This window comes from Methylocella tundrae, from assembly GCF_038024855.1.
GTDB classification, from domain to species: Bacteria; Pseudomonadota; Alphaproteobacteria; order Rhizobiales; family Beijerinckiaceae; genus Methylocapsa; species Methylocapsa tundrae.
The window spans coordinates 3,774,173-3,788,825 of sequence record NZ_CP139089.1 but is presented as its reverse complement, the minus strand read 5'-3'; the positions used below and the strand labels follow the sequence as shown (position 1 = coordinate 3,788,825).

Annotated in this window: 17 protein-coding genes; 10 read left to right on the top strand and 7 right to left on the bottom strand. The window is 62.9% G+C overall.

Features of this window, described 5'->3' with window-relative positions:
- Nucleotides 1-137 precede the first annotated feature (137 nt).
- From SIN04_RS19685 to SIN04_RS19665, 5 genes are all read left to right on the top strand, one after another.
- Nucleotides 138-770, top strand: coding sequence for a DUF1285 domain-containing protein (locus SIN04_RS19685; protein WP_341264168.1), 633 nt, complete (start codon nucleotides 138-140; stop codon nucleotides 768-770).
- Nucleotides 767-1,429, top strand: a complete 663-nt coding sequence (locus SIN04_RS19680; RefSeq protein ID WP_244605912.1) for a CoA pyrophosphatase — start codon at nucleotides 767-769, stop codon at nucleotides 1,427-1,429. The genes SIN04_RS19685 and SIN04_RS19680 overlap by 4 nt, the downstream gene beginning before the upstream one ends.
- Nucleotides 1,429-1,689: a DUF6111 family protein gene (locus SIN04_RS19675; protein ID WP_134492025.1), complete on the top strand. Its 261-nt coding sequence runs from the start codon at nucleotides 1,429-1,431 to the stop codon at nucleotides 1,687-1,689. The genes SIN04_RS19680 and SIN04_RS19675 overlap by 1 nt, the downstream gene beginning before the upstream one ends.
- Nucleotides 1,686-2,945 (top strand): CCA tRNA nucleotidyltransferase, encoded by a 1,260-nt coding sequence (locus SIN04_RS19670; protein ID WP_134492023.1) that lies wholly within the window; start codon nucleotides 1,686-1,688, stop codon nucleotides 2,943-2,945. Before SIN04_RS19675 ends, SIN04_RS19670 begins: the two co-directional genes overlap by 4 nt.
- Nucleotides 2,946-3,148: 203 nt before the next feature.
- Nucleotides 3,149-3,412: a hypothetical protein gene (locus SIN04_RS19665; RefSeq protein ID WP_134492021.1), complete on the top strand. Its 264-nt coding sequence runs from the start codon at nucleotides 3,149-3,151 to the stop codon at nucleotides 3,410-3,412.
- 16 nt (nucleotides 3,413-3,428) lie between these two features.
- Here SIN04_RS19665 and SIN04_RS19660 read toward each other — a convergent pair whose 3' ends face one another.
- The 4 genes from SIN04_RS19660 to SIN04_RS19645 form a co-directional block, all read right to left on the bottom strand.
- Nucleotides 3,429-4,202, bottom strand: a complete 774-nt coding sequence (locus SIN04_RS19660) for an SDR family oxidoreductase (RefSeq protein ID WP_134492019.1) — start codon at nucleotides 4,200-4,202, stop codon at nucleotides 3,429-3,431.
- Between the two features lie 61 nt (nucleotides 4,203-4,263).
- Nucleotides 4,264-4,809 (bottom strand): formaldehyde-activating enzyme, encoded by a 546-nt coding sequence (locus tag SIN04_RS19655; protein ID WP_174512121.1) that lies wholly within the window; start codon nucleotides 4,807-4,809, stop codon nucleotides 4,264-4,266.
- Nucleotides 4,810-5,039: 230 nt separating this feature from the next.
- A complete protein-coding gene (locus SIN04_RS19650; RefSeq protein ID WP_134492015.1) occupies nucleotides 5,040-5,735 on the bottom strand; it encodes a VIT1/CCC1 transporter family protein in 696 nt (231 codons plus the stop codon).
- A 46-nt stretch (nucleotides 5,736-5,781) separates the two neighbouring features.
- Complete coding sequence (locus SIN04_RS19645) at nucleotides 5,782-6,339, bottom strand: cytochrome b (protein ID WP_134492013.1); 558 nt, start codon at nucleotides 6,337-6,339, stop codon at nucleotides 5,782-5,784.
- Nucleotides 6,340-6,679: 340 nt separating this feature from the next.
- Between SIN04_RS19645 and groES the strand changes: the two genes are divergently transcribed.
- The 5 genes from groES to SIN04_RS19620 all read left to right on the top strand — a co-directional run bounded on the left by groES (nucleotide 6,680) and on the right by SIN04_RS19620 (nucleotide 11,931).
- Nucleotides 6,680-6,967: a co-chaperone GroES gene (groES, locus tag SIN04_RS19640; RefSeq protein ID WP_134492011.1), complete on the top strand. Its 288-nt coding sequence runs from the start codon at nucleotides 6,680-6,682 to the stop codon at nucleotides 6,965-6,967.
- A 48-nt stretch (nucleotides 6,968-7,015) separates the two neighbouring features.
- Entirely contained in the window at nucleotides 7,016-8,659 is a 1,644-nt protein-coding gene (gene groL / locus SIN04_RS19635; RefSeq protein WP_134492009.1) for a chaperonin GroEL, read from the top strand.
- A 194-nt stretch (nucleotides 8,660-8,853) separates the two neighbouring features.
- On the top strand, nucleotides 8,854-9,216 hold the full coding sequence (locus tag SIN04_RS19630; RefSeq protein WP_134492007.1) for an integration host factor subunit alpha: 363 nt from the start codon (nucleotides 8,854-8,856) through the stop codon (nucleotides 9,214-9,216).
- Nucleotides 9,217-9,541: 325 nt separating this feature from the next.
- Nucleotides 9,542-11,680 carry an ABC transporter ATP-binding protein/permease gene (locus tag SIN04_RS19625; RefSeq protein WP_341264485.1) on the top strand — a complete coding sequence of 713 codons (2,139 nt, stop codon included), beginning with the start codon at nucleotides 9,542-9,544 and terminating at the stop codon, nucleotides 11,678-11,680.
- A 116-nt stretch (nucleotides 11,681-11,796) separates the two neighbouring features.
- Nucleotides 11,797-11,931 (top strand): hypothetical protein, encoded by a 135-nt coding sequence (locus SIN04_RS19620; protein ID WP_341264167.1) that lies wholly within the window; start codon nucleotides 11,797-11,799, stop codon nucleotides 11,929-11,931.
- A 55-nt stretch (nucleotides 11,932-11,986) separates the two neighbouring features.
- Here SIN04_RS19620 and SIN04_RS19615 read toward each other — a convergent pair whose 3' ends face one another.
- The 3 genes from SIN04_RS19615 to SIN04_RS19605 all read right to left on the bottom strand — a co-directional run bounded on the left by SIN04_RS19615 (nucleotide 11,987) and on the right by SIN04_RS19605 (nucleotide 14,489).
- On the bottom strand, nucleotides 11,987-12,304 hold the full coding sequence (locus SIN04_RS19615) for a CU044_2847 family protein (RefSeq protein WP_134492003.1): 318 nt from the start codon (nucleotides 12,302-12,304) through the stop codon (nucleotides 11,987-11,989).
- A gap of 98 nt (nucleotides 12,305-12,402) precedes the next feature.
- Nucleotides 12,403-13,371, bottom strand: coding sequence for an ATP phosphoribosyltransferase (hisG, locus tag SIN04_RS19610; protein WP_134492001.1), 969 nt, complete (start codon nucleotides 13,369-13,371; stop codon nucleotides 12,403-12,405).
- Nucleotides 13,368-14,489, bottom strand: coding sequence for an ATP phosphoribosyltransferase regulatory subunit (locus tag SIN04_RS19605; protein ID WP_134491999.1), 1,122 nt, complete (start codon nucleotides 14,487-14,489; stop codon nucleotides 13,368-13,370). The genes hisG and SIN04_RS19605 overlap by 4 nt, the downstream gene beginning before the upstream one ends.
- Nucleotides 14,490-14,653 lie beyond the last annotated feature (164 nt).

The window sequence follows — 14,653 nt, the reverse complement described above, 5'->3', positions numbered from 1 at the left end:
CCGCGGCCGCGGACACGATATTTTCGCTTCGTCGCTCTGCAATTAGTGGTCTATCCAGATTGCATTGTCGACGGGGTTCATTTTCACAATCACCGCGATTTGGCTCTTTTTCATGGCTGGCGCTGCGGCGAGGATGTATGGCGCAGGATATTGAAGCGAAAGGGGAACCGGAGCGGCAAGATCCCCCGGCATTGGCCAGGCTGGCGAGGGAGCTTCCCGCGCCCGCCCAGGCGAGGCCGCTTCCTCCGGTCGCGCAATGGAATCCGCCCTTTTGCGGCGACATCGACATGCGCATCGCGCGCGACGGCGCGTGGTTCTATCAGGGAACGCCGATCCTGCGGCCGGCGCTGGTGCGGCTGTTTTCGACGATTTTGCGCAAGGACCCCGATCGTTACGTGCTGGTGACGCCCGTCGAACGCGTCGGAATCCTCGTCGAGGACGCCCCCTTCATCGCCGTGGAAATGGAGAAAAGCGGAGACGGCCCCGAGCAACTCCTGCGGTTTCGCACAAATGTCGACGATTGGGTGACGGCCGACGCCGAGCATCCCTTGCGTTTCGAGCGCGAGACAGAATCCGGCGGCGTCAAGCCCTATGTTCTGGTGCGCGGAGAGCTTTGGGCGCTGCTCGCCCGCGCCTTATTGATGGATCTCGTTGCGCTTTGCGAAATCAGGGCGCATGAGGGCGCGCAGTGCTTTGGCGTAGCCTCGGCTGGCGCGTTCTTCCCGCTGGCCGGCGCGCAGGAGCTCGCCGCCATAGAGGCAAGCCTTTGACTGACCTTCTCGACGAGCGCTTCGCTCCGACGCGTGTTTTCGCCCATATCAAAGGGCGGCTGACTTTCACGATCGAGCCGCCGGGTCATGATCTCGTGCTCAGCGATCCGGTCATCGACGATGAGGTGATGGCCGGCCAGCCGACGGCCTTGGCCCTCGCCCCGGGCGCGCGGGCGGCGGCCGTGCTCGTCGGGCTCGTCGCTTATCCGCGAGAAGTGCGCGTGCTTTTAACCCAGCGGGCGGCGGGCCTGCGGGTTCATGCCGGCCAGATCGCTTTTCCCGGCGGCAAGATCGAGTCGTACGACGACAGCCCGGCCGCCGCCGCCTTGCGGGAAGCGCACGAGGAAGTCGGCCTGCCGCCCGCCCATGTCGAGCCGCTCGGCTACCTTGATCCTTACGTGACAGGCACCGGCTTTCGCGTCATCCCGGTCGTCGCCAGAGTGGAGCCGCATTTCGATCTCCGGCTCAATCCCGGCGAGGTCGAGGACGCATTTGAAACGCCGTTTGCTTTCCTCATGGATGCGGCGAACCATTCGCTCCACTCCCGCGAATTCGACGGCAAGCTCCGTCAATTTTACGCGATGCCTTACGGCGAGCGCTATATCTGGGGCATTACCGCCGGCATTCTGCGCAATCTTTTTGAAAGGCTTTATTCCTGATGTGGCGCGTCATTCTTGAGCCTGCGCTCTTGTTCGGGTCTCCTTTCGTCGCCTATGTTCTTTATCTGACGCTGCGCCGGAAATATCCTTTCGAAGTCGATCACTGGACGCGCGGCGCCGTCTCGACCCTTGCGCTCATCGGCCTGGTTATCGCCGTGGCCGGCGTGTTCCTCATCGGCATCTTCGCAGATCGCAGCCAGGGTCCGTACATACCCGCCCATATCGAAAATGGCCGCATCGTGCCGGGACGCATTCAATGAATGGGGATGCGCCGCCGACCGACGGGGCCGCATCCGAGGCGCTGGCGGCGCTGCTGAGAAATCCCTCGCTCGACCGCATCTTCGAAGCCATCGACTTTGGCGGCGAGGAGACCCGCCTCGTCGGCGGCGCGGTGCGCAATGCGCTGCTCGGCCGTCCGGTGCATGAAATCGACCTCGCCACCACTGCCGCGCCGGAGACGACGGCGGAGCGGGCGAGCGCGGCCGGCATTCGCGTCATCCCGACGGGCGTCGAACATGGCACGCTCACGCTGCTCGTCGGCGGCGAGACATTCGAGGTGACAAGCCTTCGCGAAGACGTCGAGACCGACGGGCGCCGCGCCACCGTGCGCTTCGGCCGCGATTTCCGGGCCGACGCCCTGCGCCGTGACTTCACGATCAACGCTTTATTTCTCGCTAAGGACGGCCGGATCTTCGATTATGTCGGCGGCCTCGACGACATCAGAGCGCGAAGGCTGCGCTTCATCGGCGAACCGGCGCAGCGCATCCGCGAGGACTATCTGCGCATCCTGCGCTTTTTTCGTTTTTCGGCGGATTTCACCGAAGGTCCGCTTGATCCCGCGGGGCTCGTCGCGGCGATGCGCGAGCGCTCGGGGCTCGCTCGCCTCTCGCGCGAAAGAGTGCGGGCAGAGCTCTTGAAGCTGCTTGCCGCGCGGCGCGCAGCCGAGGCGGCGCAGGAGATGTGCGACGCCGGGCTGCTCGGGCCGCTCATCGCCTCCGCGCCGAATCCCGCGCGGCTGCGGCGGATGGCGGCGACCGAGGACGCCGGCCCGCCCGACCCTCTGCTGCGCCTCGCCGCGCTTTGCGTCGAATTGCCGGAAGACGCCGATCGCCTTGGACAAAGCCTTCGCCTCTCGAACGCCGAGCGGCAGCGCCTTGAGCGCGCGGCCCGCCTCCTGATCCCGCTGCACGCCCGCGAGGCGCCCCCCGGCGAGGACGAATTGCGCCGGCTGCTTTTTCTCAACGGCCGGCAGGCCGCGGCGGACGCCGTCATGCTCGCCGCCATTCGCGCGCCGGACCTCGCGCAGTGGGTCCCCGCCAAGCACTTTTTGCGCGAAACTCAGGAGCCGCGCCTGCCCTTTTCCGGCGCCGACCTTCTCGCGCATGGCTTCGCCCGCGGGCCGGCCATAGGCGAAGCGCTGGACCTTCTGCAAACACGCTGGATCGCGGCGGGATTTCCGGACGATGCGTCCGTCCTCGCGCAAATGCTCGACGAGGTCGTCAAAGGCTCCCGCTGAGCGAAGCTGAACGAAGCGCGCTGTTAACCGCGTTGCAATTCTCAAGCGCGCGAGGGCCAAACTGTTCCATTAAACCCACCGTTAAGGTTTTAGCCGGCCTATCTCCGCGCTATGATGGAGCGGCGCGCTTTCATGCGGCGCCGCGGGTTCGCGGAAACAAAATGCGATCGTTTGAAACTCTTGCGTTCGGGAGTTGCGTTGAAGTGAGCGCAGAGGAAAAGAGGCCATCGGACATAGCGCGCCGGCTCGCCAAACGCTCGCGCGCGCAAGCCGACGACGAGTCGCGGCGCATGGGCGCATGGAGGCGCGAGACCTTTACCCTGCCGCGCAGCGAGGCCCGCGACAAAGCCCGCGAATGGTTCGCGAGATTCCCGAAAGCCGCCTATATGACCGAGATCGAATCCTGGCGCGAATTGTCGGATGATCGCATCGAATTCACGATGCGCCGCCTTCCGAGCGCGGATTGACTCGCCGCGCAAACGCTTAAAGCACGATATCGGGCGTCCGCCAGGAGAGATGCTGCCCGGCGTCGACAGCGATCATCTGGCCGGTGACATTGCGCGCTTTCGCCAGATAAAGAACGGCGTCGGCGATGTCGTCGGGATCGACGGCGCGGCGCAGGAGCACGCTCGCCACCTCGCGCCGGAAGCCAGCCTCTCCCTCCATGCTATTCGGCAGCACCGGGCCGGGCCCCACGGCGTTGACCCGGACATTCGGCGCGAAGGATTGCGCCATCGTCTGGGTCGCGGCCCAGAGCGCCGCCTTGCTCAAGGTGTAGGAGAAAAACTCCGGCGTCAGGTTGAAAACGCGCTGATCGACGATGTTGACCACCGCGGCGTCGGCGCCGGCGCGCGCCTGCGCGGCGAAATCACGGGCCAAAATGCAAGGCGCCCGCAGATTGACGGCAAAATGCCTGTCGAATCGCTCGACGTCGAAACTTTTGGCGGAATCATCTTCGAAAATGGAGGCGTTGTTGACGAGGAGCGCCAGCGGCCCGAACAACGCGCTCGCCGCCGCGATCAGGCGATCAGTCGCCTCCGCTTCCGACAGATCGGCGCTCAGCGCGGCGGCCTTGCCTCCCTCCGCCGCGATGCGCGCCGCCTCATGCTCGACCTCGCTTGCCGACGGGGGGCTGCAATGGAGAATCACGGCATAGCCCGCGCGCGCGAGGCGCTGCGATATTCGCAAGCCAATCCGCCTGCCGCCTCCGGTGACAAGCGCCGTCGGCGAAATTCCTCGGTTCGATCGGTCGGTCATGCCCTCATTTCCGCCCCGGACCACAGTTCAGGTCTCGCCAGAAACGCGGCCGTAACCTTGCTCAGATCTTCCCGTCAAGTCCAAGCTGATAGTATTTGTGCACCACCTTGTCCTGATTTTCCAGCAGCCAATCAATTGAGGGTTCGTTCGCCATCGCCTTTCTGATCGCTTCGGTCATACCTTTGCGGTGAATGTCGAACAGGATCTTATGATCGAGATTGTCGTCCTTGATCACTGACGGCGCCAGCCAGACTGAGCAGATGATGCCAAGATCATTGGCTTTCTCTTTTGGAATGTAGCCGGCGCGAACGGCGTCGAGCACTCCATTCGCGATAGCGAACTGCACAGTCCCCATGAGAATGCTGGTGTAACGGGAATTGGTGACGGACACCTTGGAGACGCAAAGCGTCACCGGCCGCACCATCACATTTGTATTCATGAGAGCGAATACTCTCGTGTGCCCGGCTACCTGGTCGCCGGTGAGAGTGGCGAGCGCTGTTCCAACGGGCCCGTCGAGTTCCCCGATTATAACCTCCGGCTCCGCTGCGGTGCCAGGAGGACCGCCAGCGCTAAGAGCCTCGCCGGTTCGCATGATGATGCGGTCCATTGTCTTTTCCTTTGTGAATAGAAGTGCTTTTCAAATTCCGCGGTCGCCTTGGGCGTTGCAAGACGGCTTAGGCCCACGGCCTTCGTTTTCACGAGAGCCTCCGCCGCCGCATGTATAATGTCGATGCACTGACAGGCGAGCATGCGCGTCGTTCGCCGTCTGAAACGAAAAAAAATGTATAAAAAGCGACGCGGCGCCGGATTCCGGACAACGGACAAGCCTCAGTCCAACTAGACTGCTTTGCCGATGAGGGCTCCGATGCCGGCGGTCAGCGCCATTGCAAACGCGCCCCAGAAAGCGACGCGAATCGTCGGCTTGATGATGTCGGCGCCCCCTGCTTTCGCTCCGAGCGCGCCAAGCAGGGCGAGAAACGCCAGGGACGTCGCAAACACCGCCTGCATGAGAAAAGGCCGGGGAGCGGCCAGCGCCGCGATGACCGGCAGGGCGGCGCCGACGGAAAACGTCGCAGCGGAGGTCAGCGCCGCCTGAATCGGGCGCGCCGTGATCGCTTCGGAGATCCCGAGTTCGTCGCGCGCATGCGCGCCGAGCGCGTCCTTCGCCATGAGCTGCACGGCGACCTGACGGGCGAGCGCCGGCTCAAGGCCGCGTTCGACATAAATCTGCGCCAGCTCATTTGTCTCGAACTTCGGGTTCTCCGCGAGTTCCTGCCGCTCACGCGCTAGATCGGCGCGTTCGGTATCGGATTGCGAGCTGACGGAGACATATTCGCCCGCGGCCATGGACATGGCGCCCGCGATCATGCCGGCAACGCCTGCGACCAGGACCTCGCTCGATGAACTCGCGGCGGCCGCGACGCCGACCATCAGGCTGGCGGTCGAGATAATCCCGTCATTGGCGCCAAGAACGGCGGCGCGCAGCCAGCCGATGCGGTTGACGAGGTGCCTTTCGGCATGGAGACGAACCACGAGGCCAGGCCTTTCAGGGAGGAGCGCGAGACGGACGAAGACGCGTTCAGAGGTCCGAACGGCGCTCGGAGGCGGCTTCGCGTTTCGGCAGCATCCGCAAAAGAACGCCGTCCTTCAAGACATAATGATGCGCCAGCGCCGCCGCCGCGTGCAAAAGGGCGACGGCGAGAACGAGATTGGCCGCGAGTTCGTGCCATTCGGTGATGGGTTTCTTCAGGGCTGGATCGCCGAGCTTCGGCAGGCTTACGACGCCGAAAAGATCATAGCCCCGGACGAAGGCGTTGATAATGCCGAGGGTCACGGCGGCCAGCAGCAGGGCGTAAAGCGCGTAATGCGTCGCCTCGGCCAGAAACTGAAGAAAACCCGCGTCCGCGGGCGGCAGCCGGCGCCCGGCCCCGCCTCGCCATATGATGCGCCCCATGAGCACAAGGGCGAGCAGAAAGCCGAGCGTGACGTGAAGAGACCAGGACCCGGTGCGCAGCGGACCCCGGGGGACGAGATCGGAGGTCTGTCCCAAAATCCAGAGTACGACGACCAAGGCCGCTGTCATCCAATGCAGGAAAATGGTGGTCTGATCATAGTTCGAGCTCGTCTTATCCGACATGGGCGCCGATCCGTTCCATTGTTTCGCGTCAGGCAAATCCTGATGCCGCCGGCGCCGCCTGCCGATTCGCGAGCCAGAGCATCCTAATTTGGATCAGTTCTAATTACGGCTTTTCAGCGGCCTCCGCCTGCCGCGGTGGCGCATGGCTTTAAAATGGCCAAAGCCATGCCCAAGTATACGGCAGACTTGACAGCACAGACCCGCCTGCCTAAATACGAGCTGCCTTTGGCACTCACCCTATCAGAGTGCTAACAGGGCTCCGTTTTTCAAACCCGCCGCCTTTGCAAGAGGCGTCCCAGCGCGGACCAAGCGCCTCCCGCGGCCCATGAAGGAATTAGACATGAGCTTTCGTCCTTTGCACGACCGCGTCGTGGTCAGACGTCTCGAAGGTGAGGAAAAGACCAAGGGCGGGATCATCATTCCCGACACCGCCAAGGAGAAGCCGCAGGAAGGCGAAATCATCGCCGTCGGCCCGGGCGGCCGCGACGACAGCGGCAAGCTGACCCCCCTCGACGTGAAGGCCGGCGACAAGGTGCTGTTCGGCAAATGGTCGGGCACAGAGGTCAAGATCGACGGGCAGGACCTGCTCATCATGAAGGAAAGCGACATCCTCGGCGTCGTCGCCTGATCGGCCAATCCCACTTAAATTTTTAGACTGTTTCAGGAGTTTCCAATCATGGCAGCAAAAGACGTCCGCTTTTCGTCCGACGCCCGCGACCGGATGTTGCGCGGCATCGACATTCTCGCCAATGCGGTCAAGGTAACGCTCGGCCCGAAAGGCCGCAATGTGGTCATCGAAAAATCCTTCGGCGCCCCCCGCATCACCAAGGACGGCGTGACCGTCGCCAAGGAAATCGAGCTTTCCGACAAGTTCGAGAACCTCGGCGCCCAGCTGATCCGCGAAGTCGCCTCCAAGCAGAATGACGCCGCGGGCGATGGCACGACGACCGCGACCATTCTCGCCGCCTCGATCGTACGCGAAGGCACCAAGGCGGTCGCCGCCGGCCTCAACCCGATGGATCTGAAGCGCGGCATCGATATCGCCGTCGCCGCCGTTGTCGCCGATCTCAAGGCCAATTCAAAGAAGGTCACCTCGAACGAAGAGATCGCTCAGGTCGGGACGATTTCCGCCAATGGCGACAAATCGGTCGGCGAGATGATCTCGACGGCGATGCAGAAGGTCGGCAATGAGGGCGTCATCACCGTCGAGGAGGCAAAGAGCCTCGAGACCGAGCTCGACGTCGTCGAAGGCATGCAGTTCGACCGCGGCTATCTCTCGCCCTATTTCATCACCAACGCCGAGAAGATGATCGCCGAGCTCGAGGATCCCTACATCCTCGTTCACGAGAAGAAGCTGTCTTCTCTCCAGGCTCTGCTGCCCGTCCTCGAGGCGGTCGTGCAGTCCGGCAAGCCGCTCGTCATCATCGCTGAGGACGTGGAAGGCGAAGCGCTTGCGACCCTCGTCGTCAACAAGCTGCGCGGCGGCCTCAAGGTCGCGGCCGTGAAGGCGCCCGGCTTCGGCGACCGCCGCAAGGCCATGCTCGAGGACATCGCGATCCTGACCAACGGGACGCTGATCTCGGAAGAAATCGGCATCAAGCTCGAGAACGTCACGCTTCAGATGCTCGGCCGCGCCAAGCGGATCCGCATCGACAAGGAATCGACGACGATCATCGACGGTTCGGGCGCCAAGGCCGACATCGAAGCCCGCATCGCTCAGATCAAGGCCCAGATCGCCGAGACGACCTCGGACTATGACCGCGAGAAGCTGCAGGAGCGCCTTGCCAAGCTCGCCGGCGGCGTCGCGGTGATCCGCGTCGGCGGCGCGTCGGAAGTCGAAGTCAAGGAAAAGAAGGACCGCGTCGACGACGCCCTCAACGCCACCCGCGCGGCGGTCGAGGAAGGCGTTCTGCCCGGCGGCGGCGTCGCGCTTCTGCGCGCCATCAAGGCGCTCGAAGGCCTCACCGTAGAGAATGCCGATCAGAAGACCGGCGTCGATATCGTCCGCAAGGCGGTTCAGACCCCGGCTCGCCAGATCGTCGACAATTCGGGCGCCGATGGCGCGGTGGTGGTCGGCAAGCTGATGGAGAACGCCTCGTACGGTTACGGCTACAACGCCCAGACCGGCGAATATGGCGATCTCGTCAAGCTCGGCATCATCGACCCGACCAAGGTCGTGCGCACGGCCCTGCAGGACGCGGCCTCCGTCGGCGGTCTCCTCATCACCACCGAGGCGATCATCGCCGAGCAGCCGAAGAAGGACGCCCCCGCTATGCCCGGCGGCGGCGGCATGGGCGGCATGGGCGGCATGGATTTCTGATCCAGCCCATCCGGCATTGATCAATTGCTACAGAGCCCCGGAGAAAATCCGGGGCTCTTTTTTTGGCTGCGGCCAAGCTGAACCGCGGCGCGGCGGCGCGCGATCTTGTTCGGTCAAAGAATCGACTGCTTTTCAAAGGCCTGAAATATGCTCTAATCCAACTATCGCAATTGAAAGCAGTGGGGGGGACAGAGGTGCGACAGGCGTCGGAGCCGCAATCGGATGCGGCCGTCAATCGGAGAACGGCGACGCGGGCGGCCCTTCTGGACGCGGTTTACGCCTCGTGTCCGGCGCTTTCGCGCGCGCAGGCGAGAGAGATCTTTGAAATGGCCCTTGAGGAAATCGCCGAAGCGCTGGTGCGCGGAGAATGCGTCAAGCTTCGATCCTTCGGCATGTTCGCTGTCCGCTCTAAACGCGAGCGCATCGGCAGAAACCCGCGCACCGGCGTCGAGGCGCCGATCAAATCGCGCCGCGTTCTCACCTTCAAACCGTCGCCGGTGCTGTCGGCCTGCGTCAACGGCCTCTCTCCCGAAGAAGCCAAAAAAGCGGAGGAATGACGCGAAGCAGCCGCCATCGCGGAATGCTTCGACGACGCCGGCGGCGGCCATGCAAGCTTCGGCCGCGTTTGCGGCAGGCGCAGGCCGCCCTGAAAGTTACGCATATTTAAGGTGAAATAATGCGTTGAAACAAGCATATGGCGGCAGAATGCGATGGCGCGCGCAGACTCCTTCCGCGGCTTGAGATGGGTGCAATGGCGCTCACCTTCCCGGCCCATCTTTGAAACAAAAGCTTTGTTGATTTCGCGCCGCCCGAAATCCCACTAGTCTTCGACGAAAGCCCCTTAAACGCCCTTTGCGAAGGGATATGAGCATAAGGCAAGCCATGCATTTTCTCGCCGCCGTCGTCGCCGTTTTCTCGCTCGCAACCGCTTTGATCGGAACAATGCACGGGGACGCGACCATTCTGCTCCTCGCCGCAACGGGCTTCATCTGCGCCTATACCACCTACAAAGCGCCCAAGATCTCCAGCTTTTTGCAGATTTTCGCCGCGATCTTCGCCATTGAGACGGTCATCTTCGGCGTCGTCTTCATGATCGCGCAAGTCGGCTTCTGGCCGGCCTCGCTCGAAGACTACGTTCTGCCGGAAAGCCTGCCGCTCACCGTCGCGATTTTCGCCATTCTCGTTTACGGCATCTCCTTCATTCCCGTCGTGCAGTCGATGACCCGCATCGGCGATCGCTATTTCGATTCGAACGGGGACACGAGAGCGCAGATCTGGCCGCTGCCCTCGTTTGGGGTCAAAGAGCGCAAGCTGGCCATTGCGATGATCGTTTTTCTCGTCGTCATCAATCAGACCCAGGTCGGCATACAGGTCCGGCTTTCCTTCTTCTCGCGCGACTGGTTCAACGCCATTCAGAACAAGGACCAAGCCGCCTTCTGGTCGCAACTCTTCACTGTATTCACTCCGTGGGCCTTCACCTACATCGCCTCCGCCATCCTGGAGTTCATCGTCGCCTCGACGCTGATCATCCGCTGGCGGCGCTGGCTGACGGAGAATTACGTCGGCCGCTGGCTGGACAGCCACACCCATTACCGGATGTCGCTCGAGGGCGGCCTCGCCGACAACCCCGACCAGCGCATATCGGAGGACGTCAACCGCTTCATCAACGGCGGCCAGGAAGGCTACGGCATCTATACCTTCTCGATCCTTTTGATCTCGAACCTCAGTTCGCTGGTTTCCTTCGCGATCGTGCTTTGGTCTCTTTCCGCGAATTTCACCTTGCCTTACACGGCGATCGCGGTGCCAGGATTCCTGTTCTGGGTCGCTTTGATCTATGCCGGTTTCGGCACCTGGATCACCCATCTCATCGGCCGCTCGCTGGTGCCGCTCTCTTTCGCCAGGCAGCGTTACGAAGCCGATTTCCGCTTTTCGCTGGCAAGATTGCGCGAATATGCCGAACAGGTCGCGCTGCTCTCGGGAGAAGATTCCGAAAAGCGCTCTCTGCGGGAACGTTTCAACACGATCATCGGCAATTATTTTCAGATCGTCGCCGTCCGCAAGAATCTGATCGGCTTTACCGCCTCTTACGGCCAGTTAAGCCCGATCATCCCCTATATCGTCGCGGCGCCCTTCTATTTTGCCGGCAAGATCACCCTCGGCGTCATGACCCAGACCGCGCGCGCTTTTGGCAGCGTCAACGACGCCTTGACCTTCTTCGTGACCTATTATGTCTCTCTCGCCGACTTCAAAGCCGTTCTCGACCGTCTGATCTCGTTCGACGCTTCGATCGAGGCAGCGCAGAAGCGCCCCGGCCTAAAACCCGCGCCGCAAGCCGCCGTCGATGCGCGCCAGCACATCCACCTCGAGGACGTAACGCTGCACCTTCCAGATGGCCGCGTCATCGTCAAGGACGCCAATGTCCGTCTCTCGCCGGCCGAGTCGACGCTTCTCACGGGACCGTCGGGCTCCGGCAAATCGACATTGTTCCGCGCGATCTCCGGCATATGGCCGCACGGCGACGGCTCCGTCACGGCGCCCGCCGACACTCGGGTGATGCTGCTGCCCCAAAAGCCATACATTCCAAATGGCCCGCTGCGCGGGGCCGTCACCTATCCGGCGGCGCCCGAGACCTATGGCGAGGAAGCGATCCGCAGCGCGCTTCTCGCCGCGCAGCTGCCTGAACTGGTCGACAAGCTTGACGTCGACGACAATTGGGGCCAGCGCCTTTCCGGCGGCGAACAGCAGCGCATTTCCATCGCCCGCGCTCTCCTTGCAAAACCGGACTGGCTCTTCCTCGACGAGGCGACCGCTTCCATGGACGAGACGCTTGAGGCGAGGATCTATGAGATTCTCTTCGAGCATCTACCCGCGACGACCATTATCTCGATCGGACATCGCTCAAGCCTCATCGACATGCACGACCGGCATATCGAGATGCGGAGCGACGACGATGGCGTGTTTACGCCCTCCGAGAAACCCGCTTTGGTCAAAAGAGACGTTTCCCTGTCTCCCGGCTTTTGATCCGGGAAGCGCCCGTCCCGCGCGAAAGCATTTGGCCGTGCCTCACCATCCGCCTTCGCGCGCGCCACGACCGGAAGACAACGCGTTCTGAGCCTATTTCACCCGCCAGAGGGAGCTTGCCCATAAGCTTGGGGCTCAACGATTTGCAGGTGTTGCATAATTTCCGGCCGACTTTGCGCGGGATCCTTGAAGATCTGCGCGACGATGCGACTTTGAAGCTCCTCGAAGAACTCGAGGAAACCTGCATGTAAGGGGGCCGCTCCCGGCCCGGCGCCAGCTCCTCGCCGGTGTTGGGGGGGCGGCTCGTCAGCCGTTCTTGCCCCAGGACAGCCTGATTTTGAACTCCGGCGCGGAATCGGGCGAGACGATCCACAAATCGCAGTCCTGGCTGAGAGTGGCGCCAAACTCGATTTCGATTCCTTCCGGTTTTTTCGGCATGGCCTCGATCGAGGCTTCAACTGTCTTGACCAGCGCGCCGATCGTGCCGAGCGCTGCCTGAAAAGTCTCGGCGCTCGCCCTTGAAAAGCCGTTCGTCAGGCCGGCGTCAGGCATTCCCGGCTCGGGAGCGCCGCCGAAAAGAACGATATTCCCCTCGGCCAAATCCACGATCATACGCGCTGACATATAGCAGTCTCCATTTCGCCGGTCGGCGGCATATTCCCGAGTTGAGAAATAATCTCAGTCATTTCCTTATAACATCGACTCCCGCCGCGCGATGCGCTTCAGCCAAGCCGCCCGACAAGTTTCTCGTAGAGCGGATTGGTTGCTGAAAAAACATAGTCGAGCGTTGCGACGCCCACATGATCGGCGCCATGAGCGATGAGCCAGTCGGCGAGCGGCGCGACCTTGTCGGTCGGGCAATTCAGCGTCAGGCGTCCGTCCGCCGCGCGAAAGCGCGGGCGCGCGGCGAAAAGCGCCTCGGCGTCCGCGATCAGGGATGGGAATGGGTTGGCGAGTACGGTCGAGACTTCCCGCGTCGTGCGCGCTTCCTCCTCCGCCGCGATGCGCGAAAGTATGACGCGCGCATTCTCCCGCGCCGGCGGGCTCCAGTCCGCGCTCAGCGAGGCGACGAGATTGGCCTGCGAACGCAAAATGATCCCATCGTCGAGAATTTTCAGCGCATTGGCGGCGAGCGTCGCCCCCGTCGTCGTGATGTCGACGATGAGTTCGGCCTGCCCGGCGGCGGGAGCCCCTTCCGTCGCGCCCGAACTTTCCACGATGCGATAATCGGCGACATGCATCTTCGCGAAAAAGCGCCGCGTCAGATTGACGTATTTGGTGGCGACGCGCATGCGCTCGCCGCGCCTTGCCCGAAAGCTCGCCGCGACGTCTTCGAGGTCGGACATGGTCTTGACGTCGATCCATGCGCGCGGGACGGCGACGACGACATTCGCGCCGCCAAATCCGAGCGGCGTCAAAAGCGCCACCTTTTCATCGGCGTCGGCGATCGTTTCGCGGACGAGATCCTCCCCTGTGACGCCAAGATGGACATTGCCGCTCGCGAGCTGCGCAACAATGTCGGAGGCCGATAAGAACGCGATCTCGACGTTTTTCAGGCCCGCGAGCGAACCGCGATAGTCGCGCGCGCCGCGCCCTTGCACGATCTCAAGCCCCGCCCGCGCAAAGAAGGCGGCGGCGTTTTCCTGCAGGCGTCCCTTGGAGGGGATAGCGAGAACGAGGGTTTCGCTCATGCCGCGTCTCCTTCAAAAGCCAGCGGCAGGCGATCGACCCAGATCGACGCGCCAACAGCGGGGATGGCGCGATCGGCTCCGAGCGTTTGCAGCAGCTGGTCATACCGTCCGCCAGCGACGATCGGCTTCTCATCGGGGCGGGCGCGGTCGAGCGCCTCGAACACAAAGCCCGTGTAATAGTCGAGATTGCGCGTAAAGCTCGCCTCGAAACTGAGCGCCGCGACGTCGAAGCCGAGCGCCGCGATGAAGCCGAGACGCGTGTCGAAAGCGTCGAGACTCGCGTCGAGATCGAGACTTGCCTCTTGCGCCAGCCGGCGCATTCGCACCGAGGCCGCGTCCGGATTGCCCTCGATGGCAAAAAAAGCCTCGATGATGGCGACCTTCTCGTCCGAAACGCCAACACCCCGCTTCAGCGCCGCCTGTTCCAGAAAACGGTCGGCGATCTCGCCCGCCGTGCGTCCCCCCACGGCGACGATTCCCGCGATCGACAGAAGATCCTCGACGAAGGCGCGCGCGCCCTGCTTGTCGGCGCCTTCCAGCATGCCGAGCACGCCCGAATGGTCATGACCCGAGCCGTTTTGGGAGGCGTTGAGGATCGCCTCGACCGACTTGCCCTGGCTGTGCCCACGGGCGATGCGGCGGCGCCATTGCGGCGCCAGATCAAGCGCCGCCAGAAGGCGTGAAAAAAGCCCCGCGTCGCCGATGCGAACGCTGAGGTCAAGGCCGTGGCCAGTGGAGGCGGCGTCGAGCGCAAGCGTCAGAATTTCGGCGTCCGCCGCCTCGCGGTCGGCGCGGCCGAAGCTTTCGACGCCAGCCTGCGTGAACTCACAGCTCTGGCCGGCGGCGTAGCGAAACACCGGGCCGCAATAGGAAAAAGCGGCGGTCTCGCCCGCGGCGCCCGAGGCGAGATAGTGCTTTGAAACGGGAATCGTATATTCCGGACGCAGACAATATTCGGCGCCGGAGAGATCGCTCGTCAGATAGAGCTGCCCGCGCAGATCCTCCCCCGAATCGAAGAAGATCGAGGCCGGCTGAAGGATCGGCGGCTCGCAGCGCGCATAGCCCGCGCGGATCAGATGCGTCGCGACGACGCCGGAAGAATTTTGGACGGAGGTCACAGCGCGCGGCTCACAGGATGGTTCGAAACTGGCTTTGCTCCTAAAGTCCCGCTGGACACGCAACGCAACATCAAGCCCTCATGGCGAGGAGCGCCTGAAGGGGCGTCATCGCGGCGCGGAAGAGGCGGTCGTGTCTCTAAATGGGCGCTTTGCAAGCGAGGGCT